This window comes from Micromonospora sp. NPDC049374 (assembly GCF_040677165.1).
GTDB lineage: Bacteria > Actinomycetota > Actinomycetes > Mycobacteriales > Micromonosporaceae > Micromonospora.
In genome coordinates this window covers 697,904-723,514 of record NZ_JBFAQH010000001.1, presented here as the reverse complement: position 1 = coordinate 723,514, position 25,611 = coordinate 697,904, and the positions used below count along the sequence as shown (strand labels likewise).

Annotated in this window: 21 protein-coding genes and 1 pseudogene; 10 read left to right on the top strand and 12 right to left on the bottom strand. The window is 68.7% G+C overall.

Annotated features, from left to right (window positions below; translation table 11 throughout):
• Together AB0J93_RS03370 and AB0J93_RS03365 are read left to right on the top strand one after the other, a co-directional pair.
• Positions 1-199, top strand: a pseudogene (locus AB0J93_RS03370) (chloramphenicol phosphotransferase); the annotation flags it as partial.
• Between the two features lie 389 nt (positions 200-588).
• Positions 589-1,224: a hypothetical protein gene (locus AB0J93_RS03365; RefSeq protein WP_363917628.1), complete on the top strand. Its 636-nt coding sequence runs from the start codon at positions 589-591 to the stop codon at positions 1,222-1,224.
• Positions 1,225-1,412: 188 nt separating this feature from the next.
• Here the strand turns inward: AB0J93_RS03365 and AB0J93_RS03360 are convergent, their stop codons facing one another.
• The 4 genes from AB0J93_RS03360 to AB0J93_RS03345 form a co-directional block, all read right to left on the bottom strand.
• Positions 1,413-1,991 (bottom strand): DinB family protein, encoded by a 579-nt coding sequence (locus AB0J93_RS03360; protein WP_363917626.1) that lies wholly within the window; start codon positions 1,989-1,991, stop codon positions 1,413-1,415.
• 220 nt (positions 1,992-2,211) lie between these two features.
• Entirely contained in the window at positions 2,212-2,775 is a 564-nt protein-coding gene (locus AB0J93_RS03355; protein ID WP_363917624.1) for a hypothetical protein, read from the bottom strand.
• Positions 2,776-2,844: 69 nt separating this feature from the next.
• Entirely contained in the window at positions 2,845-3,312 is a 468-nt protein-coding gene (locus AB0J93_RS03350) for an ankyrin repeat domain-containing protein (RefSeq protein ID WP_363917622.1), read from the bottom strand.
• On the bottom strand, positions 3,309-4,655 hold the full coding sequence (locus AB0J93_RS03345; RefSeq protein ID WP_363917620.1) for a hypothetical protein: 1,347 nt from the start codon (positions 4,653-4,655) through the stop codon (positions 3,309-3,311). The genes AB0J93_RS03350 and AB0J93_RS03345 overlap by 4 nt, the downstream gene beginning before the upstream one ends.
• A gap of 469 nt (positions 4,656-5,124) precedes the next feature.
• Between AB0J93_RS03345 and AB0J93_RS03340 the strand changes: the two genes are divergently transcribed.
• Both AB0J93_RS03340 and AB0J93_RS03335 read left to right on the top strand, forming a co-directional pair.
• Positions 5,125-6,003, top strand: a complete 879-nt coding sequence (locus tag AB0J93_RS03340) for a phosphotransferase (protein ID WP_363917618.1) — start codon at positions 5,125-5,127, stop codon at positions 6,001-6,003.
• 948 nt (positions 6,004-6,951) lie between these two features.
• On the top strand, positions 6,952-7,455 hold the full coding sequence (locus AB0J93_RS03335; RefSeq protein WP_363917616.1) for a nucleoside monophosphate kinase: 504 nt from the start codon (positions 6,952-6,954) through the stop codon (positions 7,453-7,455).
• A 152-nt stretch (positions 7,456-7,607) separates the two neighbouring features.
• Here the strand turns inward: AB0J93_RS03335 and AB0J93_RS03330 are convergent, their stop codons facing one another.
• The 5 genes from AB0J93_RS03330 to AB0J93_RS03310 form a co-directional block, all read right to left on the bottom strand.
• A complete protein-coding gene (locus AB0J93_RS03330) occupies positions 7,608-8,171 on the bottom strand; it encodes a sugar O-acetyltransferase (RefSeq protein ID WP_282239423.1) in 564 nt (187 codons plus the stop codon).
• 642 nt (positions 8,172-8,813) lie between these two features.
• The gene (locus tag AB0J93_RS03325; RefSeq protein WP_363917725.1) at positions 8,814-10,172 is read right to left on the bottom strand and encodes an ABC transporter substrate-binding protein; all 1,359 of its coding nucleotides are present in this window, start codon (positions 10,170-10,172) and stop codon (positions 8,814-8,816) included.
• Positions 10,173-10,179: 7 nt separating this feature from the next.
• Positions 10,180-11,121, bottom strand: a complete 942-nt coding sequence (locus tag AB0J93_RS03320) for a lysylphosphatidylglycerol synthase domain-containing protein (protein ID WP_363917614.1) — start codon at positions 11,119-11,121, stop codon at positions 10,180-10,182.
• Positions 11,118-12,152, bottom strand: coding sequence for an endonuclease/exonuclease/phosphatase family protein (locus AB0J93_RS03315; RefSeq protein WP_363917612.1), 1,035 nt, complete (start codon positions 12,150-12,152; stop codon positions 11,118-11,120). Before AB0J93_RS03315 ends, AB0J93_RS03320 begins: the two co-directional genes overlap by 4 nt.
• A gap of 179 nt (positions 12,153-12,331) precedes the next feature.
• Positions 12,332-13,339, bottom strand: coding sequence for an aldo/keto reductase (locus tag AB0J93_RS03310; RefSeq protein ID WP_363917610.1), 1,008 nt, complete (start codon positions 13,337-13,339; stop codon positions 12,332-12,334).
• 437 nt (positions 13,340-13,776) lie between these two features.
• Here AB0J93_RS03310 and AB0J93_RS03305 point away from each other — a divergent pair, with 437 nt between their 5' ends.
• On the top strand, positions 13,777-13,911 hold the full coding sequence (locus tag AB0J93_RS03305) for a hypothetical protein (protein ID WP_363917608.1): 135 nt from the start codon (positions 13,777-13,779) through the stop codon (positions 13,909-13,911).
• Positions 13,912-13,934: 23 nt separating this feature from the next.
• Here AB0J93_RS03305 and AB0J93_RS03300 read toward each other — a convergent pair whose 3' ends face one another.
• The gene (locus AB0J93_RS03300) at positions 13,935-17,072 is read right to left on the bottom strand and encodes a BTAD domain-containing putative transcriptional regulator (protein ID WP_363917723.1); all 3,138 of its coding nucleotides are present in this window, start codon (positions 17,070-17,072) and stop codon (positions 13,935-13,937) included.
• A gap of 203 nt (positions 17,073-17,275) precedes the next feature.
• On the opposite strand from AB0J93_RS03300, the gene AB0J93_RS03295 reads away from it, so the two are divergent.
• The 3 genes from AB0J93_RS03295 to AB0J93_RS03285 all read left to right on the top strand — a co-directional run bounded on the left by AB0J93_RS03295 (position 17,276) and on the right by AB0J93_RS03285 (position 20,552).
• The gene (locus AB0J93_RS03295) at positions 17,276-18,307 is read left to right on the top strand and encodes an NAD-dependent epimerase/dehydratase family protein (RefSeq protein ID WP_363917606.1); all 1,032 of its coding nucleotides are present in this window, start codon (positions 17,276-17,278) and stop codon (positions 18,305-18,307) included.
• A gap of 90 nt (positions 18,308-18,397) precedes the next feature.
• On the top strand, positions 18,398-19,360 hold the full coding sequence (locus AB0J93_RS03290; RefSeq protein ID WP_363917604.1) for a UbiA prenyltransferase family protein: 963 nt from the start codon (positions 18,398-18,400) through the stop codon (positions 19,358-19,360).
• A 55-nt stretch (positions 19,361-19,415) separates the two neighbouring features.
• On the top strand, positions 19,416-20,552 hold the full coding sequence (locus AB0J93_RS03285; protein ID WP_363917602.1) for a glycosyltransferase family 4 protein: 1,137 nt from the start codon (positions 19,416-19,418) through the stop codon (positions 20,550-20,552).
• Between the two features lie 283 nt (positions 20,553-20,835).
• Here the strand turns inward: AB0J93_RS03285 and AB0J93_RS03280 are convergent, their stop codons facing one another.
• Positions 20,836-21,987, bottom strand: coding sequence for a serine hydrolase domain-containing protein (locus AB0J93_RS03280; protein ID WP_363917600.1), 1,152 nt, complete (start codon positions 21,985-21,987; stop codon positions 20,836-20,838).
• Positions 21,984-23,576 (bottom strand): D-alanyl-D-alanine carboxypeptidase/D-alanyl-D-alanine-endopeptidase, encoded by a 1,593-nt coding sequence (gene dacB, locus AB0J93_RS03275; RefSeq protein WP_363917598.1) that lies wholly within the window; start codon positions 23,574-23,576, stop codon positions 21,984-21,986. The genes AB0J93_RS03280 and dacB overlap by 4 nt, the downstream gene beginning before the upstream one ends.
• A 108-nt stretch (positions 23,577-23,684) precedes the next feature.
• Here dacB and AB0J93_RS03270 point away from each other — a divergent pair, with 108 nt between their 5' ends.
• Complete coding sequence (locus tag AB0J93_RS03270; RefSeq protein ID WP_363917721.1) at positions 23,685-24,341, top strand: response regulator transcription factor; 657 nt, start codon at positions 23,685-23,687, stop codon at positions 24,339-24,341.
• Positions 24,338-25,498 (top strand): HAMP domain-containing sensor histidine kinase, encoded by a 1,161-nt coding sequence (locus tag AB0J93_RS03265; protein ID WP_363917596.1) that lies wholly within the window; start codon positions 24,338-24,340, stop codon positions 25,496-25,498. The genes AB0J93_RS03270 and AB0J93_RS03265 overlap by 4 nt, the downstream gene beginning before the upstream one ends.
• Positions 25,499-25,611 lie beyond the last annotated feature (113 nt).

The window sequence follows — 25,611 nt, the reverse complement described above, 5'->3', positions numbered from 1 at the left end:
ACTGGACGTGCTGTGGGCCGGCGTCCGCTGCGATACGGAGGTCGCCGCCGGTCGCGAGATCGCCCGCGGCGACCGGGTCCGTGGGATGGCCGCCGTACAGGCCCACCTGGTGCACCAGGGTGTGGTGTACGACGTGGAGGTCGATACCACCCACACCGAGTCGATCGTGTGTGCCCAAACGATCGCGGCTCGGCTGTGAAGGGGCTGGACCTGCCATGACGCAGCCGCCGTCGTGCACCCGCCGAGCACGGAGCGCGGACGGCGGCAAATCCGGACGCAGGTGACACCATCAAGGTGCGAAGCGTAGGTTCGGCACGTGCTGAAGGCGTCGGGACTGACTCTGACCACGGACATTGCGCGGCAAGTCAGGCAATGGCGAGCCGAAGGCTACACATGGCGTGCGATCGCTGCAGCCGCCGACCAGGCATGGGGCACCGAGTCCCGAGGCAACCAGCTCTTCGGAAGAGACTTTTGCCTGGAGTGCGCGCGGATACTCGGTGAAAATCCGAATGCTGATCCCTGGGACTGAGCGCTGAAGACGGGAAAGCCTCGCCAGCTCACTTCCTTCTTCCCACCGCTGATGTGCGCTTGCCGCACGAGCACCGCCGGACCTGGGCTGCCACCGCGCGCCGCTCGCGGCAGATCCGCGCACTGCCTGAAGTACTGACGTTGCCCCACCAGCGCATCCTGAGCTCACCACTGTTGCATCATCCGGGCTCAGGGGATGACGAACTGACGATAATCAGCGCCGAGGCCACGTGTTTCTCCGGAATCCCCGAGGAACCAGGCTGCCCCGTCCTGTACTTCGCACCGCATCAGGGCGGTTGGATCGCTTCCTGGCGGCACACACCCCGGACCGCGATCACCATCGACTTGTCCCGCCCCGTGACGCGACGCGGGGACGTGTGGGGCTTCGTCGATCTCGAACTCGACCTCTGGCACGTGCCGGACGACGACACACCTCCCGGCACCGATCCTCGTTCCAGGCTCAGCCATCACGGCAGGACTGTCGGTGTCGCCGACGACGAACTTGACGATGCCGTCAGTTGCGGATGGATTACCCAAGCCGAGGCGGACCGGACGCGCGACGAAGCACGGTACGTCGCCGGCTTGATCCTCGAGGCGGCCCACCCCTTCACCCCAGCCGCCTGGGAACGCTTCGAGGTGGCAATCACCCGAAGGTTGCCGGCTCCTCAACAACCACAGGCCACCCTTCAACCGTGAGGCCCGTTCGACGGCCGTCGGAAGCGCGTCGAAATAGGTCACGGTCGGTCACTGACAAGCCGACCACGTCACGTCGTCATCGCGGCAGATGATCGCGGGCGTCCTCGTACTACTGAACCAGGCGCCGAACCTCGTACGGTCCGGGTGCTTCGTCGCTGCGAACGGCGCAGGCCACGTCTCCACTCAGCCTAGATTGGTGCGGCCGACCTGGCGGCCTGCTCGATCTTCGCGCAGTAGGCTGCACGGGCTTCCTCGTCGATCTGCTGCTCGTGTTCGGCGCGCAACCCGGTTCGCCCGTCGAGGCCCTCGCGCAGGATATCGGCGTGCCCGGCATGCCGGATGGACTCGCCGAGGACATGGACCATGATGGCGAACAGGTTCGTGTCTGCATAAGGCTCCGGCCACCACGGCACGTGGCCGGGGGCGTCGAGGGGAAGCTCGTTGATCGTCGCGTCCGAGTGTTCCCACGTGCGCCGGTAGAACGCGATGATCTGATCGCGGGTCTCGTCCTCAGTAGCCCACAGATCGCTGCCGTTGGAGTCCTGCCACCGGGGCAGCGGTTCCGGGGAAGGGCGGTCGAAGACCTCGCCGAAGTACCTGGCCTCGACGGTGGCCACGTGTTTGACCAGGCCGATGAGGTTGGTCCCGGTCACTGTCAAAGGTCGGCGGGCGTCGTATTCGGACAAGCCGTCGAGCTTCCAGAGCAGCGCCTTGCGGTCCCGCCGCAGTCTCCCGTGCAGGTTGGTCTTCGCGAATTCGTCGATCATGCGGCATGAGCCTGCCATGCCTGGGCTGATCGTGGTCTCCACCGGCGCTCACGCCGGCAGCGCTTAGCCACACCAGCGACCGAACTCGGAACACTGCGTCTTCAGCTCTGCCGTCGGCGGTCACGTACGGTGAAGCCCAATCGGCGGCATGTCCGTGCGTTGTTGCGAAGATCGAGTGGGCAGGGCGTCCTCGATGTCGAGTCGAATGACTCATCGCGTCTCAGGCGTTGGCGGGCTGGTACTCCAAGCCGTCGGCGCGGGGCATCAGGACCGCGGCATACCGCTGATCGCCGCTGATGCCGCAGTCCTCATCGACTTCGAAACCGATGAGCGCGCGGTGGAACGGCACCTCGCCGTATACGGCAATCGCGACGTCGGCCAGCCACCGGTCGAGCGTGCTACGCCACGTCAACGATTCCACGCCGCTGGATTCGTCGAAGGGGTAGCCGCCGATGCGGCGGTCGACTCGGGCCAACGCGCCCAGCGGTAGGTAAAGCTCCAAGGTATCCAGGCCTTCGTACCGGGATAGGAAACCACCGCAGACGACGCGGGCGCCCGAGGGCAGCGTCAGCGTCCCGCGCAAGTGACCATGTGCGTGGAGGGCTGCCACGCCAAGCTCGACCGCCGCGAATCCAGTCCCGTCGGCTCGACGAACATGGCAACCCTGAACGCCGACAGCGCGCCACAGGGACCGTAGGGCCCGGTCGACGTTGTCATCGTCAGCTGCGCCGAGAACCAGGCAGAGTTCGTAGAAGCCACCCGTCCAGTTCTCGTCGCCGTTCATGTCGTCCGCGCTCCTCACCGCAACACGATCGCCGATTCGGCCGCAGACGTCACCCTGGTTACTCCTGCCTTACGCGTCGCGGCGAAGAGGGCGAGCCGACGCTGACAGCTGTGATCTCTGTGGCGTGAACGTTGCACGAGGCGTGAGGATGCGTCCGTGGCCTGTGATCCGTTGCTTGCTCGGGCTCGGGAGGTCTGGCTTGAGATGGCTGGCGTTCCGTGGCCTTTGCCGCTGACGGTGGCATTGAAGCGCCCCGTGGGCGATGAGGTGCCGCACCACGTCCGTGTGTGCTTCGAGCATGGCGACGCGTAGCGGCGTCACGTTGAAGTGACCGACTGGTCCGACGCTCGCCCCGGCGTTCACCAACAAACCGATGATGTCCAGCCGGCCGCCGCGGGCGGCCTCGACGAGTACAGGCGCCCGCAACCGGCCCACTTCCGCGTTCGGATTGACCCCGCCGGCCAAGGCCAGCGTCACGGCTGCCCCGTCACCGGCGCGCACCGCTTCGATGAGGTGTTGGTTGGCGACGTGGTTCATCGTCCGTCACCTTCCGCCACGTCGGAAGACGCGCCGCGACGCAGCCGGGCCGCTACGTGGCCGGTGAACCAGGCGAAGAAGTGACTGGTCGGGCCGAGGCCCGCGCGGACAGCGTCGCGCCAGTCCGGCCGGTCGAGGACGGCGAGGTACTGCTGCACGATGTGGTCCCGCTGCTCGGCGGTGCAACCGCATCGGTTCGGAGGCTTGGCCATCAGATGGTCGGCGATGATCGCGGCATCGGCGTACCGGTTCGCTGTCGGCGGTTGCTGGGCGAGGTGAGCAGCGTGTGCGGCCAGCACGACTGGTGCGGGCGGGTAGTGCTCGAGGGTCATGCCCATGCCACCGCAGTCGGCCATGACCCTCAGGAGCCGCCCGGTGTGATCGATCAGTTCGTCGTCGACATCGGTGCTGGTGATCGCTTCGGGTAGGTGTGCTGTGGTGGCGACCCGGCCGGCGAAGTAGCCGTTGAGATAGTCGCCGTCGCAGGCATGGCGCAGCAGCCACGCCCGAGCACTGGCAGCGCCTGGTCGGCACAGCGCCTCGACGACGTAGACCCGACCCCAGCCAGCGACGCGCTCGGCGAGCCACAGCAGCGCTTCCGCACCTCCCCGGCGGCGCTGCAACGCCTCTGCGGCCAACGGCCCGAACCAGTTCGACAGCAGACCGATGGTTTGGATCAGCGGGATGTCGTCCTCGGCCCCATCGGCGGTCAGCAGCGTGAGTCCGACCGTGACGGCATTGCGGTCAGTGCCGTGCCGCACCAACCATCGGCCGGTCTGCCGCACTCGCTGCCGATCCGCGCGCAGCGCCGCGGCAACGATGTGGTCATTGCGATGGATCGGGACGTAGGTATCGCCGAAGGCGTCGACAAGCTCACTCGCCTGCGCGTCAGGCTGACTGAAGTGCCTGTCGAGGATGACGGCGACATCGGCGCCGTAGAGCCGCTGATTCTTCGCACGACGGGCTGACGGCCGCGAGCGGTGACGCTCGTCGTCCGGATACGGCTCACCGTCGCGAGGCAGAACACCGTCGGGATGCTGCTGGTGGAGACGCAGCGCGTGTTCGAACAGAGTGATCCGGGGTCCGAGCAGTCCAGGCTCGGTCGTCACGCTCACCGGCGGAGGGCGGACTCGATTCTCTCGATCATGGCCGCGATGATGCCACCCCACGCGCGTCTCAGCAAGCGATGTCAGGCACCTCGGAGCCGGTAGTTGACGCCTGAGGAAACGCAGATAGGCAACGTCGAGTGCAAGATCAAAGCTATCAAAGTGGAGGTGCGGCATCGGCTCGGCTACCCACACCCGACGCCCGTTCCGGCCGGAGCCGTCACTGCCGACAGCCATCGGGATCAGCCTGGACGAGATCGGCAGGGCCGCGACTCCGACGTCGCCGGCATGCGCACCATCTTCCCGCTACTCGACCTGGGGTGGCGGCGGCCCGACTGCCTCTGCACTCTGGCCCAGCGCAGTCCCGGTGGGCCCCGAAGCTGCATCCGCCCGTGTCACATCGACTGTTCGTGATGGATGTCATTCGGTCTTGTCGGTAAAGGATCCTCGACTGCCGCGAACTACTCGCTACGGGATCGTTGTCTCCCGCAGTCGCCAGTCGTTGCCCGCCCGGGGTGTTGATATGGCCGACGCTGAACAGGTTGGTGTCTACCCTGTCGCTGGCCAGCAGTTCGTCTCCGCCGTCGATGAGATCCTGCGTTAACAGGTGAGGAGTACGGCCGTGTCCGCGAGTAGGAAACGACCCCGCTGGGCCGAACTACCGGCGTCGGTTCGAGGGCGTATCGAAGGTCTGCTGGGTGGCGCCGTGGTGTTGAACGAGAGCTGTTCCGGTGGATTCTCGCCCGGCTTCGCCTCCTGGCTCACCCTGCGAGGTGGCCACCGGGCCTTCGTCAAGGCAGTGGACGTACAGCTGTGGCCGGTCGAGGCGTCGCATTACCGCGCCGAGGCTGGAGTGGCTGGGCGGCTGCCAGCGGGCCTGCCCGTGCCTCGACTACTGAACACGCACGACGACGGCCGGTGGGTGATTCTGGTTTTCGAGCATGTGGACGGTGTCGCACCGGGGCGACCGTGGACGGCACGGCAGATCCGTCTTGTCGTGACGCAGGCAGTCGCCTTCGCTCAGACGGCCACACCGTCACCGATCGAGCTACCGCGCGACCACCCGCGGCTCGGCGGCTGGGCTGACCTCGCCCTCGATCCGTCCAGCACCTCCCGACTGCACACCGTCTCGACCTGGGCATCGCACCACCTCGATCGACTGACCGCGATCGAGCAGCAAGGGCTGCACGCGGCACAGGGCGACTCACTCGTGCACTGCGACCTGTACCCACACAACGTCCTGCTCAGCGGCGACCGCGTAATGTTCGTCGACTGGCCGCATGCCCGGCTCGGTGCGCCCGTCATCGACCTCATCGCGCTGCTGACCGGCATGGCAGCCGACGGCATCGATCCCGAACCGCACCTTCACGCAGCCTTGCCGGCTCTGAACTGCCCGCCGGCTTTCTTCGATGCGATCCTCGCAGCGCATACCGGCTTCCTGATGGCGGGCGCACTGGCACCGATGCCCACCGCGCTGCAAGCCATCGCCGAGGAGAAACTCCGCCTCGCAACAGCCGCAACCCACTGGCTACAACACCGCTGCGCCACACGCGATAGCAATGCGCCGAACACCGTCAATCCGTAACAGCGTCGGCGCACTCACATGGCCGCTGACAAGCACGGGTGCCGGCCGCCAGTGCGACCGACTCTGCTCCGATTGCCAGCTTCGGCCGAGAGTGCCGCTGACGCCGGATGGGGCGAGACCAGACGTCCTGGGTCGCGTCCGCACCCGGGTGAAGAAGAGCAGTGAGATCAACGCTGGCCGAGTAGTAGGCAGACGGCCGACGCACCGACTTTGAACCACGCGACCAAAACGCGAACCGGCACCGCGAGAACGTGTTTCCCCAGCCCACTGCACATCTGGCTGAGGTGGTTCGCGCACTGCCAACCAGGGGCTCACGTTTGCCCAGGTCAAGGGCTATCGGTGGACCATACTTGGCAGAATCCGAGCCATATTTACGCAGCTGAAGGGCCGATCGTAACGGTTACAGCGGTACGTAGACGCACGGTCTGATCCGCCCAGTCGTCGCACCTGGGGCCAGCCACCTCGATCCACAATCACGAGGTGGCTGTCCTGCATACGAGGTCGCAGTGCGCGCAGGCGCCCGCCCTCGGGAAGAATTTGGCACCGTCCCCGGCCATCCCATGGTCGATCTCCTCGGCAGTCACGGGCCGCCTCAGGTAGCGGCCGGCAACTTCGGCGTAGTAGTCACGACGAAGAGCGCAGGCATCGGTTGAGTCGAAGGCTTCGGCGACCACGGACCAGGACGTCACCACGCTTCTCTACCCCGCCTGCCCGCGCCGTGGCTACCAGATTTCGCCGCCCTCTTCTGGCACCGCCGATCGCGCGTCGTGGTGAGCGACGGACGTGCGGTCGTCTCGATGGGATCCAGGGATGGCTTCTGCCTATAGCCTGGATCGGACCAGCGCGTCTGCGCTGGAGCACGTAGGCGAGTCGTCGATAAGCTGCGCTCTCTGGGTGTTGGAGAGTGAGAGCGTGCGGCGGAAGGTAGCTGTCATCGCGGAGCCCGGCGTGCTCGACGCCTGGGGCGCCGCAATGCTGTTCGGCGAGGCCATGGGACTGCAGGCGTATAACGTCGGGAACCTCTGCCGAGCGGCAGTGCAGGGCGGCTCGGAATGGGGCCAGCGGTTCGCGGGTCACATGCAGGCCGGCGAGTTGGTACCAGACGAGGTACTGGCCGAGTTCGTCGCGGACCCGCTGGCACGGTCGCCCGGCTACTGGGTGCTGTTCGGCTACCCACGGACCATTCGTCACGCCGAACTGCTGGCCGAACACGGCCATGCACCAGACATCGTCATCCAGGTGATGCTCGACGAGGACCGCATCGACCAAGACTGGCGGCTGGCCGCAAGACGCGAACAGTTCCCGCAGATTCTCGCCGACCACCGGCTGCACGCGGCTCCAGTAAGGGCGTTTTATCACGCCTCTGACGCATTTCACGTACTGCAGCAGTCCGCATCGGTTGAGGAACTCGCTGCCAATCTGCAGGCAATCGTGGTCAGCACCGGCAAGTAAGCCATCAGGTCCAAGCCGGTGTACTAATCTGCCGCCCTCCCGAGCGCGCCGCCTGCCAGGGTCTCATCGCTGCCTGCACTGGCCGGTGGACCGGATGACGCCAGCTACCGCCTTCCCGTCAAGTAGCCGGTGTGCGTGGGTGAGCCGCAGGTTCAGGTTGCGGTAGACGCTGGCTTGAGACGCTTTCGCTCGACAACGCTTGTTGCCGTCACCACACTCAGCGGCGGCACGTCCTTCGCGACAACGGCGCCCGCGCCGACGACCGAGCCCCGACCGATTGTCACTCCGGGGGTGACCGTGACCGCGGCACCGATCCACACATCATCCTCGATGACGATGGGCGCGTGCGTGATGAAGTCGTACCGCTCGTGGAGCTCGACGGGATGTCCGGCCGTGCTCAGAGTCACTCGGGGACCAATCAGGACGCGGTCACCGATGGTGATGCCCCCGTAGTCGAGGAAGAAGCATCCCTGGTTGATGAACACGCGCTCTCCAAACGATGCTCCAAGCCCGTAGTCGCAGTAGAACGGAGGCAGGACGGACAGCGAGTCAGGGATCGGTTTACCGAAGATCTCGGTCAGCACCGTCCTGCGTGCATCGAGGTCGTCAAACGGCAGCACGTTGAGGCGCGAGGTCAGGTTCATGACGAGCTGTACGCGCTGCCCGAAGGCTCGGGACTCGGGCGTCCGTGTTCGTAGCCGTTCCTCGTTGCGCACGAGACGATCCTGGCACGGCGAGTCGGAGACTGCGTGACGACCCAGGCAGGGAATACATCACTCCGTGATCGTTGGCTCCTCATCAAACGTCCGGATCTCATGCCGCGTAGCGCTCGTGATCGAGGCGGATCAGGGTAGGTGCTGGCGGCCGGTCGTGGCCGATGAGCGCGCGTGCCGACCGAGTGCTCGTACGCGTACCGGACGATGCGGTTTATGGCTGCGAGCGTTCGGCGCCATGTGACCGAGGAACTCGTGGCCGGGCGGCCGGCTTGGCGCCGCGTTGAACCGCCCCCGAACTTGTAGACACTTGCGGGAACGTGAACTTGCAGGTCACGGCGGGCGCACTTGAGTGCCCTTGGGCGCTGTTCAACGACGTTCAGTGCACCCGGTTGCGCCCGACCCGCTCCACGGTCATCAGCGGGACTGACGCCCGGTCAACAGCGCTTACACCCCATGAAACGAAGTGACCGGGAAGTCGTCGAGGGCCGCCAGCGCGAACCGGGGCCGGATCGCCCGGGCCCGGAGCCCGACCCTGATGAGGTGGAGCACTCAGCTGCGAGACACGACCATGCCGGCGAGAACCGAGCGTGGGACGACCAAGCTGGAAACGGCCGCCCGGCACGCCCGCGGCACCGTTGCCCGTCACCGCCGGCCCACGGTGGGCTGCTCCCGCCAGGACGCCTCGATGTCGGCGAGGGTCTCCCTGGTGTCCCGACCGTTAATCCACTCGGTCATGCCGCTCCAGAACGTGCCCGCGCCCACCGCCGGTGGCATCAGGTCGGAGGCGTCGAACCGGAAGACCGTCCCCGGGTCCTGGAGGAGTTCCACCGACTGCCGGTCGAGCGGATTGACGACGTTCGCGACGTCGAGTTTCCGGTGGGCCGAGATCCAGTTGCCCAGCTTCGCCCGGCTGTTGACGAAGTGGCCGCTGGCCAGGTACGCGCGGACGGCGTCGACCTCGGGGCGGTCGTCGAACGCAGCGACGAAGTGCCCGGCGCCGAGGACCGGCCGTTCGGCATCGGGACGATCCGTCGGCAGGTAGAACGCGAAGACGTCACCTTCCTGCGCCACCGTCGTACCGGCCGGCCAGAGGTTGGCGTAGAACGAGCCTTGGCGGTGCAACGCGCACTCTCCGTCCCGGATCGGCCAGCCGCCCTCCTGGTACCCGGTGGTGGCGATCGACGCCACGTCACCGAATCCGCCGTTGACGTACCGGTCGTCGCGTAGCACCGAACCGACCCGCTCGACGGCGTCGACCACCGCCGGATCGTCGAACGGGATCGTGTGGGCGATCCATCGGTCGTATGTCTCCGGACCGTGCATACGCAGCAGCACGTCCTCGACCCAGTCGGTCAGTGGCCAGCCGGTCGCCACCCCCGACTCGATGCCGGCGCACCACGGCTCGATCCCGCTGGCCGCGATGGTGTCGCTCAGCGCGACCAGTTCCGCCCAGGTGCCCGGCACCTGCCAACCGGCGTCCCGGAACATCTTCGGCGAGTACCAGACGAGGCTCTTCACGTTCGCGTCGAGCGGGGTGGCGTACAGGGTGCCGTCGAACGTGCCGTAACCGAGCCAGGTCTCGGAGAAGTCGCGTTTGGCCGCGGCGCGTGCCCGGCCCTTCAGCGGGAGCACCTCCGCGTCCCGGGCGAAGGTTCCTATGAGCCCGGGCTGCGGAAAGAAGGCGACGTCGGGGGCGTGGCCCTCCGCCACGCGGCGACCGATCTCGGTCTCGAAGTCGGCGCTGCCCTCGTAGTCGATCCGGACGCCAGTGCAGTCCACGAAGTCCTGCCAGGCTTGTTGCAGCAGGTCGGCCTCCACGCCGCGGATCGGGGTGTACACGCTCACCCGCTCACCGCGGAGGTCCGGATACCGGGCGAACTCGGCGCACGCCCCGCGGGCACCGGCGGTGGCGGGGGGCGCGCCGCCGATCGTCGGCAGCGTGACGGTAAGCGTCAGCGCTCCGACTAGGGCGACCAGCTGTTTCGTTCGCGATGCCATCAGAACCTCCTCATGTCTGTCGCTGGACGGCGGGCAGCTGGCGGGCCGGCTGCGACCTCCGGTGCAAGCCGACGGCGACGACCGCCGCCACCACGTCCCCGACGGTGATCAGGAATCGACTGACCGTGACCACGGTGACTGCCTCGGTCACGGACAGGACCGGGAGCAACGCGAAGCCGAGCACGAGTTCCCGTGCGCCGAGACCTCCCGGTACGACGAAGAAGACCAACCCGGCTGCGGCGGCCAACGCGAAGCCGCCCACCGCGGCCGCCGGTGACACCGGCCCGAAGGCGCCGGCCAGGACCGCGACGTGCAGGCCCGTCACCGCCCATGCCAGCACCAGCCAGGCGAGCGTCCGGGCGACGGCGGGGCCGTCCGGAGCCGTCGGCAAGGTGCGCCGCCGGCTGAGCCGGTACCGGATCCGCCCGGCCACGGCTCGGGCCGCCCGCCGTGTCGGCGGGGTCAGCGCGGCCAGACCGATCGCCGCGACCAGCGGGAGAAACCACCAGAGCGGGTCCTCCGCGACGAGCTGCGGCACCGCGGCACAGCCCACGACGAGACCGGCCAGCACGGACAGCAGTGCCACGCCGACGAAGCCCGAGGCGGCCAGGGTCGGTGAGAGCCCGAGCCCGGCCTGGGCGACGATCGGCCACGCCCCGCCCGGCAGATACTTGGCCAGGCTCGACAGGAAGTACAGCCGGCCGGCCTCGGTACGGGAAAGGGCCACGCCGAGTCCGGCCATGAGCTGTCGCCAGCCCTCCAGGCCGGGCAGAAGACCGACCGTGACAATCAGGGCCGCCAGAACCAGCCGGCCGGGGCTGATCCGGTCCAGCGCGACCGCCAGTTCGTCCCGCCTGACCCAGAGCTGCCAGACGAGCGCGGCCAGAACGACGCCGGTGAAGGCAGGTCGCAGCACCCGAGCGGCCCGGTCCAGCCGGCCGCCGGTCCTCACCCGTCCTCCCCGGTCCGGCCGTCGCCGAGCGTCACCGTCAACCTTTGTGCGGCGTGGTCAGAATTGCCCATCGAGTCGACAAAGCCATACTCCACGGCTCGAGCGCCGTTGCCGAGTAACGCCCAGTCGTTGCGCCAGAGCTTCGGCACCTGGCCGCCGACCCGCCAGCTGACCGGATAGAGGTCGCCGGATGAGGCAGCGGCGTCGGTGGTGGCGTTGAGCAGGGCGCGGTTGTCGCCCATCGCCGGGCTGGTGTTGAAGTCACCAGCCACCAGCAGCGGGTTCCGGTTCGCCTTCACGTCGGCGGTGAGGGCCCGGTACTCCTCGCTCCGGCGCTCGTGCCGCTCTCGGATCTCCCTGTAGAAGTTGCCGGAGAAGGGGCTCTCCTCCATCAGCAGCTGCACCGGCATGTGCACGTTGTAGGTCGACAGTGTCCGGCCGCCGACCTGGACGTCCACTCGCAAACCGTACGGCGCGGGGAACTGAAGAACGGGCTCGTCGCGAGAATGGACCACGTCGTGCCCGACGACGGGCAGCCGGCTGAGAGTCAGCAGGGTGCCGGCGGCGACCACCTGGTAGCCCGGGAACGCCGCCCGGGCGTCGGCCAGGTCGGTGATCGGTTGGGGACGGTTGTCCACCCGCAGCATGTGCTCCTGGAGGAGGTACACGTCCGCGTCGAGGGACCGTAAGTAGTCCAGGAGGCGTCCCCGGTCACGCTTCTCGGCCCAGATCCCGTCTCGGACCTGACCCCAGTAGTCGGTGTTGAGGCTGAGCACACGCAGGGTTGGACCGTTCGTCGCCACCCGTTCGGCGCCGTCGAGGGCCGCCAGGTTGACGCCGGAGAAGGGAAACGATGCCAGGAGAGCCACCAGCGAGGCCGTCGCGGTTCGGACCCGGCGGCCCCGCGCCAGCGATGCCAGCAACATCAGCAGAAACGGGATCGCCACGAAGGTCACCGGCGGCAGCATGCCGGGCAGCGTCCAGAGCCAGAACCGCCCGCTGAGCGCGACGTGCGCCAGCGCAAATACCAACCATGCGATGGCGAGGACGGCAAGGGACCGGGCGGCCCAGTGTGCACGGGTGGGCGGTGGAGGTGATCCTGTCGAATCGCTTGCGGTCGACGGTTCGACAAGCGGTCTTGTTGACATCGGGGACCGGGCTCCAGTCGTTACGGGCGAAATGGTTGATCCGCCTGCCCAGGGGCCACCGCTCAGCGCATGGCGGAGATCTCCTCGACGAAGCGGTAGGGGTAGTCCGGCGTCTGCGGCGCGCTGACCTCTTCGAGCTGCGCGACGAGCGCCGGGTCTAGCCGCAGGTCGGCGACCGGCAGCGAGGTGGTGAGCTGCTGTGGGGTACGGGCACCGACCAGCGCCGAGGTGACGCCGGGCCGCTGGAGGACCCAGGCGAGGGCGACCTGCGCCGGCGGCACACCGGCCTCACCGGCGAGGCGCAGCAGGGTGTCGACGATTCGCCAGGTGCGTTCCGTCCCACGCCGGTCCAGCGCCTCGAGACCCCGGTTCGGGTCGTCACCGAGTCGGCTGCCGGCCGGCGGCCGCTCGTCGCGGCGGTACTTGCCGGTCAGCCACCCGGCCCCCAACGGCCCCCAGACCATCGTGCCCATGCCGAGCGCCTCGGCCGCCGGCATGATCTCCCACTCCGGCTCCCGGACCAGGAGGCTGTACTGCGGTTGCAGCGAGACAGGCGGCCGGGCGCCGTGCTGCCGGCACAGGGCGTGGGCGAGGCTGGTCTGCCAGCCGGGGAAGTTGCTCAACCCGACGTGGGTGACCTTTCCGGCGGCTTGTGCCTCCTCGGCGAAGAGAGCGAACTCGTCGAGCGGGACCCGGGGGTCCGGGCCGTGGGCCTGGTAGATGTCGATGTGGTCGACGCCCAGCCGGTAGAGGCTGGCGTCCAGCGCCCGGCGCAGGTAGTCCCGGCTGAGGCCGGGACCAGGCTGGTCGGTGATGGGGAAACGGCCCTTCGTCGCGAGCACGATCTGGTCGCGGGCCGTGGCGTTCTTGCCCAGCCATCGGCCGATGATGCGCTCACTCTCCCCGTCGGAGTAGACGTCCGCCGTGTCCACCAGCGTGCCGCCAGCCGTCAGGTAGGTGTCGAGGATCGCGTGGGACGCCTGCTCGTCGGCCTCCTGGCCGAACGTCATCGTGCCGAGCGCCACGCGGGAGACGCGGGGGCCGTCCGGGCCGAGAGTGCGCTGTTCCATGGTCATTCATCTCCAAGGTGGACCTCAACTGGATGGGACGAGCTCTCCGTGCGGTGACTCGTCCGCACCCACCGCAGCGGCCTGGCCGCGATGTCGAAGACGTTCTGGGCGCTTCGACTCGGGCCGGGAACCGGCCAGGTGTCGGTGGGCGATTCCGGACCGGCGCATTCGAACTGCTCTCGCACCGCTCCGATCGCCAGAATGGCAGCGGCAGGATGGAAGTGCACGGCGACTCCTCACGTCGATCGACCGCGGGTGGGCCGGAACCCACCGTTGCTGTCAGATCGACGCTATGGAGAGCCATCACCATTTCGTCACCAATCGACCACCAGCCCTGCCACCGCCGGTCAGGACGTCAACCAACCGCGGAGCCGTCCCGGCGTACCTCGATCTGCCGCAGGATCGGGCGCGGGCCCCGGACGGCGCTGCCTGACGTCGTGCATTCCGCATCCATTCAGGAGCATGCCGGAGCCAAGCTGATCCTGGCCGGGATCGGCGAGACATTGTCGCTGCCGGGACTGGTCTGCACCGACGCCGCCCGACGCCTCGATGACGAACTCAACCCCAGGTAGCTCTCCAGCTACCGGACACTTCCTTATCCCTCGGTCGCGTTCCGCGCGGGCAGGTGCAGGTCGGCGAGGAGGGCGCGGACCTCCACCTCGCCCGTTCGGTAGCCCGCCTGGCGGGCCAGCAGCAACGCCTGCTCGGCATGGGTGGACGCCCCCTCCTCGTCGCCGAGCAGGCGCAGCGACGCAGCCAGCCCGGTATGGGCGTCGATCCTGACGTACGCCGACTCGACCGACTCCGGCGCGCGGATCGCCGACTCGTGGTGCCGGCGCGCCCGCTCCGGTTCACGCAGCGCCAGGTGGATCCGGCCAATCGTGTTGTGGATGCCGGCGAGCCTGCGGCGGCGGTTCGTCCGCTCCGCCAATGCCAGCGCGGCGGTCGCCAGGTCGAGCGCCTCCCGGGTACGGTCGTCCTGGAGGTGGAGCCGCGCCATCAGATCCAGCGCCGTGGCCTCCCCGTCCGGGTCGCTCAGCTGTGCGTACAGTTCGCGTGCCTGCTCGGCGTAGGGCAGGGCGTCCCGCGCGCGCCCGCGCAGCCGCAACACAGCGGCGAGGCCGACGTAGGCCATCGCCTGGCCGCTCCGCGACCCGGAGCGTCGGTACAGGACCACCGCCTCCTTGATGTCTCGTAACGCCTCGACGGTCCGGCCGAGCCGGGCGTTGACCTCGCCGAGCGCGCACAGCGTGGTCGCCAGCCCGGGCCGGCCCAGGCGCCGGTCGAGCGTGACGGCGGCGGTGAGCGACTCGGCGGCCGGCTTGAGTAACCCGGCGGCCGCCTCCGAGAGCCCGATGTTGGTAAGCGCGGCTACCTCGCCCTCCGCCCAGTTCGCGTCCCGGCTCAACTGCAACGCCTGCCGGTACAAACGCAGCGACTGGCGGTACTGCCCCTGGCTGTAGTGGGCGAAGGCGAGACTCACCGCCGCCGCCGCCTGGCCGCGCCGATCGTTGCCGACGGTGGCAGCGGAAATGGCGGCCTGGGCGGTGGATGTCCATTCCAAGATGTGACCGCTCAGCCAGAAGTAGCCGCGCAGGGCGTCGGACAGCAACCAGGCAGCGGGGTGGGTCTGCTCGGCCGCGCTCCTGATCGAGCCGACCAGGTTCTGGCGCTCCCGGTCCAACCAGGCCCGCGCCGCGCCGGTGTCGTCAAAATGGACCGCTGACTCCGACCCCTCACCGTCGATCAGCCGCAGCATGTGCGGGTGGAGGATCCGAGACGCCGCCGAGGCGTGGTCGACGTACCAGGCGTAGAGCGCCTCCACCGCCGCGCGCAGGCGCGGCGGTGCCTCGTCGCTCTCGGCGCGGCGGCGGGCGTAGAGGCGCAGCAGGTCGTTGACCACCACCCGGCCCGGTTCGCTCCGCTGCACGAGGTTGGCGGCGGCCAGCCGACCGACCAGCAGGTCGACCTCACCGGGCGCCAGGTCGGCCATCGCCGACAGGGCGGCGATGGAGGTGTCCGGGCCGAAGTTCAGCCCCAGCAGGCGGAACAGCCGCTGGGCGTCCGGCGGCAGCATCTCGTACGAAACGTCGAAGACCGTCTGCACCGCCTGCGAGTCGCCGTCGACGCGGAGAGCGGCCAGCGGGTCCCCTTCCCGCAACGCGGTGGTGTACGCGGCGATCGACCGGTGCGGGTCGGCCTCGACGTTGGCGGCGGCGATCCGCAGCGCGAGCGGCAACCCGGCACACGTCTGGACCAGGATCCGGACCGCCTCGGGATTGTCGCGCAGCCGCTGGCCACCCAAAATCCGGCTAAGCAGCTCGGCACCCTCGGCGACGCTGAACGGGTGCACCATCAGACAGCGGGCCCCATGGCTGGCCAACAGGCCGGAGAGCCGGTTACGGCTGGTCACCAGGACCAGGCAAGTCGAGCTGCCGGGCAGCAGGGGGCGCACCTGCTCGGCGGAACCGGCATTGTCCAGCAGGATCAGCATCCGCCGATCCGCCACCAACGAACGGAACAGGCGGCCCGCCTCATCGGCCTCGATCGGCACCTGGTCGGCGGCCACACCCAGCGTCCGGAGCATCGCGGTCAGCGCCTCGATCGGCCGCATCGCCGGCGCCGGGTCGTAGCCCCCGAGGTTGACCTGTAACTGGCCGTCGGGGCACCGGTCGGCCACGCGGTGCCCCCAGTGGGTGGCCAACGCCGTCTTGCCCACCCCCGCCGTTCCCGCGATGACGACGATCCGCAGGCCTGGACCCGGTGCCTCGTCGCCGGGCAGGAACTCGTCGAGTCGGGCCAGCTCCGCGGCGCGGCCGGTGAAGTCGATCATGTCGGGCGGCAGCTGCGCGGGACGCGCGGCCAGTGGTGCCGGAGCGCTCGGGCCGCCGGCAGGGGGCGGTGAGGCCGGCTCAGGCTCCGGCCGGCGTACCGCCTGCCGCGCATCGTCACCCACCCGTTGCGCAGGCGCCACCACGGCCGTCACCAGCGGCGTGGCGGTGGGCGGCGATCCGATCGACGGCGACTGGCGCAGGATCGCGGTGTGCAACTCCTGGAGTTCCGGTCCGGGGGTGAGGCCCATCTCCTCGCGGAGCAGCCCGGTGTACCGCTGGAAATGCGCGAGGGCGTCGGCCTGCCGCCCGCTGCGGTACAAGGCCAGCATCAGATGGTGGTTCAACCGCTCCCGGAAGGGGTGCGCCTCGGTGAGGGCGTGCAGCTCGTCGATGAGCTCGGCATTACGCCCGAGGGCGAGTTCATGGCCGAGACACTCCTCGGTGACCGACAGCCGATGCTCCTCCAGCCGGGTGGCGGCGGCGGCGATCACGTTGCCGCCGATCCCGGCGAGCGCCGGGCCGCGCCAGCGACCGAGCGCGGAGCGGAGCAGCCGCACCACCTCGGCCCACTCGCCGGTGGGGACCAGCCCACGGGCGGTGTCCACGTCCCGCTCGTAGTCGACCATGTCCAGGCTGTGCCCGTCGAGCCGCAGCAGATACCCGCCGCTCTCGGTGACGAGGATGTCCTCCGGCCGCTCGACCACGGAACCCCACGCCCGGCGCATCCGGGAGATCCGATTCCGGACCTGGGTGCCGGCGGTAACCGGCGGCTCGTCGTCCCACACCGCGTCGACAAGCTGATTGAGAGGGACCAGACGATCGGAATTGGCCGCCAGGAGCCCGAGGATGCGCCGCTCACGGGTCCCCTGGAGAGGCAACGGCGTTCCGTCGGAGTACACCTGCAGCGGACCGAGTATTCGGAAATCCAAACGAGCATCCCCCCTGTACGTGCCGAGCCGGTGACTCGGACGCGGTGACCGTTCGGTGATGAAGCGGTGAGATTGGATCTTAGCGTTGCGTGAGTCCTACTTAACGTGACTAGTAAATCAAGGTTCACCGCTGTGCGCCGATCGACCATCGCGATGTGGAGAGAGGGGGACAGGTGCGCGTCACCGTAACCGGAGGCTCCGGCATGCTCGGCCGGCACCTCATCGACCGCCTGCTGTCCGAGGGGCACGAGGCCACCAGTCTGGACCTGGTGCCCGCCACGGCAAGGCAACCGCACCGGCAGATCCGCGGGGACATCCGCGCCCCGGCCGACGTGACCGCAGCCGTCGCAGGGGCGGACGTGGTGGTGCACTGTGCGGCGGCCCTGCCCAGTCACCGCGCCGAACAGATCCGCTCGGTCGACGTGGACGGCACCCGCAGCGTCCTCGACGGCTGCCGGACCGCCGGCGTGGAGCGGGTGGTGCACATCTCCTCCACTGCGGTCTACGGGCTACCCCGAACGGTGCCAACGCCGGAGGACCACCCGTGTCAGCCGGTCGACCCGTACAGCGCCGCGAAGGTGTCAGCGGAGGGGATCTGCGCGCGGTACCGATCGGCCGGCATGTGCGTGCCCGTCCTGCGGCCGAAGACCTTTCTGGGGCCGGAGCGGCTCGGCCTCTTCGCGATGCTCTTCGAGTGGGCCGACGAGGGGCGGAACTTCCCGGTGCTCGGCAAGGGCGACATCCGCTGCCAGATGCTGGACGTCGCGGACCTGGTGGACGCCGTCGTCGCGGCCATGACGCTGCCGCCGGCCGAGGTGAACCAGACGTTCAACCTCGGTGCCGCCGAGTTCACCACGCTGCGCGACGACTTCCAGGCGGTGCTGGACGCCGCCGGCCACGGCCGCCGGGTGGTGGCGCTGCCCGTGAAGCCCGCCCTGGCGACGCTGCGGGCACTCAGCGCGGCCCGCCTCAGCCCGGTCTACAAGCGGCTCGTCTACAAGCTGTGCGCCGACTCGTACATCAGCATCGACCGGGCGCGGGAAAAGCTCGGCTTCAACCCCCGGCACTCCAATCGAGACGCATTGCTCCGCACCTACGAGTGGTGGCGTTCCACGAACGTTCCAAACAAGGCTCGAAGCAGCGGAAAGACCCATAGCGAACCGTGGCGACAAGGACTTCTCGCGGTAGCCAAAGCAGCATTCTAAAAGGCGAGAGTGCACCTGGAGGAAGTAGGCGCCGAGCGCCGCCGGCGCCATCTCGTCCCCGAACGGCGACCCCTTTCATTTGGAGTGAAGATGGCTGTTCAGCAACTCGTTGCCCCGGAACACGAACTCGGCATCCCGGTGCCGCAGATCCCGCGCCGCACCCGTACCAGGAGTGTCCTGGCGCTGATCCGCCCCGAGCACTGGCCCAAGAACGCGGTGATCGTGCCGTTCGTGCTCATCGCCCTGCCGTCCTGGACCCCGCGGGCGGCCGTCCAGATCGCTTGGATCATCCTTGCGTTCACCATCGCCTCGGCGACGGTCTACATCCTCAATGACGTCCAGGACCGACACCGAGACCGGCTCCACCCGGTGAAGCGACTACGCCCCGTGGCCTGCGGGGACGTACCGGTGGGAATCGCCTATGCCTGTGCGGCGGGAGCCCTGGCCCTGCTGTCGCTGGTGATCGCCGTTGGCGTCACGCTGCTCGACGCACCGGCGCAGGCGATCTGGCCGATCGCCGGCTACCTGATCGTCAACATCGCCTACAGCGCCTGGCTCAAGCATGTACCGCTGATCGACGTCTTCCTGGTGGCGAGCGGGTTCGTGCTACGCCTGCTGGCCGGCGTCCTAGCCATCTCGGCCTCGTTGTCGAGCTGGTTGGTGCTCTCCATCTTCTGCATCTGCCTGCTGTTCGGCATCGGCAAGCGCCGGCACGAGCTCGTGGTGCTGGGCTCGTCCTCGCAGCAGCACCGGCCGTCCCTGGCGGCGTACTCGGTGCAGCTGCTGGACTACCTCGCCCTGTTGAGCGCAGGCATCGGCCTGATGTCGTTCATGTCGTACCTCACCACGGCGGCGGTGGTGGACACCTTCGGCCGCCTGACGCTGACGCTCTCCGCGCCGTTCATGCTCTTCGCCACGTTCCGCTATCTCCAGCTCATCGTCGTGCACCGGACCGGCGGCAATCCGGTCCGGTTACTCGTGCGCGACCGGCTGCTCGTCGTCAACTGCGCCATCTGGAGCGCCGGCCTGCTGGTGGCCTACCTCGCGGCCTAGCCCCGCCCGCGGCACCGACCGTGGCCGTGCCGCGACGACCAAGGAGGAGAAACCCTTGAACATCGGTTCCACGTTCGACCTGACAGTCGTTCTCAACTACTACGCGCCCTACGTCAGCGGGCTCACCGAGGTGGCCCGGATCATCGCCGAGGGAATGGCGGCCCGTGGGCACCGCGTCGCCGTGGTTACCTCCCGGCACGATTCGGCACTGCCCGCCCGGGAGAACCGCAACGGGGTAGAGGTTGTCCGGGCACCCGTGCTGGCCCGCCTCGGCCGGGGCGTCGTCAGCCCGGCGCTCCCGCTGCTGGCGGCCCGGATCGGGCGCCGGTCCCGTGTGGTCAACCTCCACCTGCCGATGCTGGAGGGGGGGCCGATCGCCCAGCTCTGCGGCGACACACCCGTCGTGTCCACGTACCACATCGACGTGTGGATCCCGCCCAGCCTGCTGCGGAAAGTACAGATCGGCGGGGTCAACCGCTCCGCCCGGGCCGCCCTGCGCCGCTCGGCCGCGGTCGTCGTCAACAGCGCGGACCAGGCTCGACACTCCGCCCTGTGGCCGGACATCCAACGCGCTGACTGGTCCGCGATCCCGGCGCCCTGTCTGGACCGGACCGGCGGCCAGCCAGCGTTCCGGGACGGCAGCGGACCCCATGTCGGTTTCATGGGCAGGATCGTGCCCGATAAGGGGCTCGAGTGCCTGGTCCCCGCTTTCCGCCGGCTCGCCGACCCGGACGCCCGGCTGCTGATCGCCGGCGAGTACCGCACCGTCGCGGGCGGCGGCATCATCGAGCAGGTACGCCGGGCCGCTGGGGACGACCCCCGCATCCGCGTCCTCGGCCCGTTGAGCGGAACGGCGATCAACGACTTCTACGCCTCCATCGACGTGTTCGCCCTAACCTCGGTGGCGGAGTCGTTCGGCATCGTTCAGGCCGAAGCGATGCTCTGCGGCGTACCGGTGCTCTCCTCCGACCTGCCCGGCGGCCGGGTGCCGGTGACCGACACCGGATTCGGGTCACTGGTGCCGGTCGGCGACATCCCGGCCATCACCGCGGGTATCGAGGAACTGCTCGCCATGCCAGCGGACGTACGAGCGCGCGGGCAGCGGCGGGCCCGGGACCTGTACAGCGCTGGGGCTTCCCTGACCGCATACGAGAACCTCTTCGAGAAAGTGATGCGGCGACCCCGGGGCTGAGCGTCCGCCGCCGACCGGGCTTGCCCGCCGGCTCCTCCCGGCACGCCCTCACCCGGGCGGCGACCCGGCCACGGTCGCCGCCCGGTCAGATCGACGATCACCGCTCAGGCTGGCTCGATCGGATATTCGGAGCCACCGGACGGCGCGAGCGTGTCCACAGTGGCGCAGTTGACCCAACTCGCCCGGCACGGACCCGGCTCCCGGGGTCGGAGCTGGCCACCGGCGGCCGAGTCGGTGAGGGTGCCCGGTCACTCCGTGTCGATGCTGATCGGAGAGGTCGTGGCTATCTGGTGATGAGTTCGCGTTCGAGTTCAACGATGGGGTCGATGGTGGTGTCGTAGTTGCTGAGGACGATGGAGACCCAGTTCAGGTCGGGGTAGATGTCTAGGCGGTTGGCTGCGCCGGGCCCGCTACCCGAGTGCCCGAGGATGCGTCGGTTGTTGAGGATCGCGTTCAGGTAGCCGTAGCCGTAGAACTCGGCCTGGCTTGGTAGCTGCGACGGTGGTAGGGCCTGTTTCCCGCTGGTGATGAGATCAACGAATGCGGGGTTGAGCAGTTTGCCGGTGGTCAGCGCGCCGACGAAGGCGAGCAGGTCGGTCACGGTGGAGTAGGCGCCGCCGGCCGGTCCCGTGCTGAACGGTGCGTAGGGGCTGGTGGCGAAGTCGGCGCGGGTGCCGTCGCGTTGGGTCCAGTAGGGCCGGGCGATGGCGTTGTTGGCCAGCACCTGGGGGCGGCTGTAGAAGTCGGTGCGGGTCATGCCTGCGGGGGCGAAGACGTGCTGGCGGATGTAGTCGAAGTACGACTGTCCGGCCGCTCGTGCCACGATCGCGCCGAGGACGAAGAAGCCGTCGTTGCTGTAGGCGTACCGGGTGCCTGGGGCGAACTGCAGCGGTGTCTGTCGGAGGAGTGTGAGGGTGCCGTCCATCACCTCGTCGAAGCTGTTCCAGTCGAGTCCGGGTGGGGTGCCGCCGCCGACGGCGGGCCGGCCGACCCCGGAGGTGTGGGTGAGCAGTTGGTGGACGGTGACCGTGCTGGCGACCTCGGTCGGGAAGCCGTCGATGTGGGCGCCGACGGTGTCGTGAAAGGCCAGCCTGCCCTGTTGGGCCAGTTGGGCGATCGCGAGTGCGGTGAAGGTTTTGGTGATCGATGCGAGCCAGAAGACGGTGTCGGACCGGTTCGGATTGGACTGGTCTTTGTTGGCCATGCCGTGGGAGCGCGCCAGCACGGGTTGACCGTGGTGCGCGATGAGCACGGTTCCGGAGAAGGCGTCCTGTGCGGCCCGTTGGGCCACAAACCGGTCGTATGCGCCGCGTCGGCGTAGGTCCTTTGGCGGTGCGGCGTTGGCCGCCCCGGGTGTGATCATCACGGTGGTGCTGGCCAGTGAGGCGGCACCCAGCGCGCCGAGGACGGTTCGCCGGGTGGTGGGGCGGGTCATCGCGGGCTCCTTGCGAGGGTTTCGTAGACGGCGGTGGCGATCTCGGCCATCGCTTCCTGGGCCTGGCCGCCTAGGGCGCGGACGGTCTCGAACGTGGTTTCCTGTCTCATGAACTGGGCGAAGGCGAGCCATCGGCGGTCCGGCAGCTCGATGTACCCGGCGAGGGCCTTGTGGAGCATGGCGCCGCCGGTCGGGGTGGCCAGACCGCCGGTTCCGGTCTTGGCATAGACATGTCCCGCCGCCGGCGAGTTCGGCTGGTTGCCGGCGAGGCTGCCGTCGCGGCCCATGATGGGCAGCGCCTGCCGGTACCGTGCGAAGTACGGCCGCCGCTTGAGGTGGGTCAGGAACCGGATGAAGGTGTCCGCGGTGTAGGCACCGTCGGCGGCTCCGGTCGGATCGGAATCGAGACCGGCCTCACGGAACAGCCGGCGCCGGTACTGCTCGTAGGTCGCCTTCGGGGTGATGCTGTCGCGGCCCGCCACCGCGCCCACCAGGTACGGGAACGTGACAGTGTGCACGTTGGAGCTGACCTTGAGCATGACCTTCACCTGTTCTGACAGCGGCGGCGACACGTGCTCGGCGACTCGGGCACCCCGCCACCCGGCCAGGGCCGCCTCGATCCCGCCCGCGATCGGTACGCCCAGGGCGTGCAGAGCTTCGGCGAGCACGGTCCCCGCGAACCGGGTCGGGTTCGGCACGAAGTACGCCACGTATCGCGGTTGACTGCCCAGCGGGATGTCGCCGGTGACGGCCACGGTGCGGCTGCCGTCGGGACTCACGACGTCGTCGCCGAAGGTGAGGGGCCGCGCGGGCCCGGACGCAGGCACCGTGGTCACCTGACTGAAAAAGCGCACGTAGCCGGTCTGCGGGGACGCCCGCACCACACCGGCGGCACCGGCACCGCCGCCGGGGGTCACAACGGCGTGCACGACGTGGTCGCCGACCATCATCGGCGACACCGTGATCTTGGTGTCGCCGATGGCGATTCCCTCCCGCGCCTCGCGGAACAGCGACGCGTCCACCAGGATCCGACCTTCGACGCGCCGGATGCCAGCCGCGACGACCTGGCCGGCCAGGTGGCGGATCTCCCCCAGCGGGTCCGGCAACGGGACCCCGCCCAGGTTGGTCGGGTCCGGGTCCGGCAGGTCCAGCGTGCCGTCGGGTCGTCGCCGACCTGACAGCAGCAGGTCGCCCCCGGCCACCAGCACCAGATCACCGCGAAGGACGCCGCGCACGACCGGTCCAGTCCGGTAGACCCGGGTGTGGAAGCGGCGGTCGGGGCCGAGCGCCTCGAACGCGGTACCGGCGATGAAGACCTTGAACGACGAGGCGGCCACGAACAACTCGTCCGGGCGCAACGCGTACACGATGTGGCCGGTGTCGGCGGCGGTGAACGCCATGCCCCAGCGCGAGCCGGCGAACACGGGCCGCTCGATGATCCCCTGGATCCTCGATGCCAGCCCCGACCCGGTCGGCGTGCTGTCCGTGGAGGCGGCGGAGGCCGCTGCACCGGACGTGAGCACCCCGCCGGCAGCGAGCGGGACGGCGCCCAGCATGCCGAGCACGGCTCTCCTGGATGGCTGTGCCATCGAATCTCCTTCTGTAGGCAACAGCGCCAACTTCTACCGGCGGGCGGATATCGGGAGCCGATGACCGGGCCATACACAATCCATATGTCCCTGCTGGGAGACTGTGCCGTGCGCGTGTTGCTGGTCGAAGACGAACAGCCGCTGGCTGGTTACATCGCCGCCGGGCTACGCAAGCACGGCTGCGCAGTGGACGTCGCCATGGACGGTCAGACCGCCCTCGAAAAGCTCGACCTCACCCCATACGACGTCGTCGTGCTGGACCGGGACCTGCCAGTAGTCCACGGGGACACCGTCTGCCGGCGGCTGGCCGAACGCGGCACCTCGCGCATTCTCATGCTCACAGCCTCCGGCGCGGTCGAGGACCGCGTGGACGGACTCACCCTCGGAGCCGACGACTACCTGGGCAAGCCGTTCGCGTTCACCGAACTCATCGCCCGGGTACGGGCCCTGGCCAGACGCACCGCCACCGCCCACCCACCGGTACTACGCGCCGCCGACCTGCTGCTCGACCCCGCCCGTCGCACCGCCGAACGCGCCGGCCGGCTGCTGCACCTGACCCCGAAGGAGTTCGGCATGTTGGAACAGCTCCTCGCTGCCGGCGGTGCCGTGGTCAGCGCCGAAACCCTGTTGGAGAAGGTATGGGACGAACACGCCAACCCGTTCACCAACGCCGTCCGGATCACCGTGGGTACGCTGCGCCGCAAGCTCGGTGAGCCGCCGCTCATCGAAACCGTGACCGCCGCCGGCTACCGGATTCGAACATGACCGTCCGGCTTAGCGCCCGCAGCCGGCTCACCCTGCTGCACACCGGCATCGTCCTCGCCGCCGGTATCGTGCTGGTCACGCTCACCTACGTGCTGATGCGCCGCAACCTCGACGACCAGCCGAGAATGCTCGCCATCCTCGGTTCACCGGACACCCCGTCGCCGATCCCGGCTGACGGCGCCGCAGCACTGGAGACCGTCGACCGGTTGCACGCCGAGACGCTCGCCCAACTGTTGACTCAGTCACTCGTCGCGTTCGCGACAGTCACCGTGCTGACGGCTGTGTTCGGCTGGCTGCTGGCCGGACGGGTACTGCGGCCGATCCGCGCCATATCCGCCACCGCCCGACGGCTTTCCGCGGAGAATCTCTCCGAACGGGTACCGGTCACCGCACCCGCCGACGAACTCGCCACGTTGGCCCAAACCGTCAACGGCATGCTCGACCGCATCCAGTCGGGCATGGCCGAAAGGGACAAGCTGCTGCACAGCCTCCGCATGTTCGTCGCCAATGCTGCCCACGAGCTGCGTACACCTCTGACCACCATGCGCACCGCCATCGACGTGACCCTCGACGGTCAACCCAGCGCCGAAGAACTCCTCGTCATGGCCGGCGACGTCCGAACCGCGGTCGAGCACAGCCAACGCACCCTCGACGGCCTGCTCACCCTGGCCCGCAGCCACACCGGACCCAGCAGACGACACCAGATCGACCTCGCCGACGTCGTGGCCGGAATCGCCGACGCGGCACGGGAACAGACGGAAAAACTCCACATCGAGCTGCGCACCGACCTACGCTCCTCCCCAATCGTCGGTGATCCGGTCCTGGTCGATCGCATGGTCACCAACCTCGTCGACAACGCGATCCGCTACAACGAAACAGGCGGCACTATCGCCATCACCACCGACACCGCGGCGCAACACGCCCACCTGCACATCGCCAACACCGGCCAACGCATCGACCCCGACACAGCGGACCAGCTCTTCGAACCCTTTGTCCGAGGAACAACCAACCAGCCACGAACCGACAGCGGAGCCGGCCTCGGCCTGTCCATCGTGCGCGCTGTCGTCGACGCCCATCACGGGCAACTCTCCAGCAACGCACGCCCGACCGGCGGGCTGGACATCGCCATCCGCTTCCCACGCCACTCCGACAATTAGCAACTGACGCCGGTCCTCGCCGACATCCGCCGCATGCCATGCATAAGGCCAACGGGTGAGACCCGTTCTTGGTTCGCCGAGTCTCCCTCGGGCACCTTCATGAAGCCAATGGC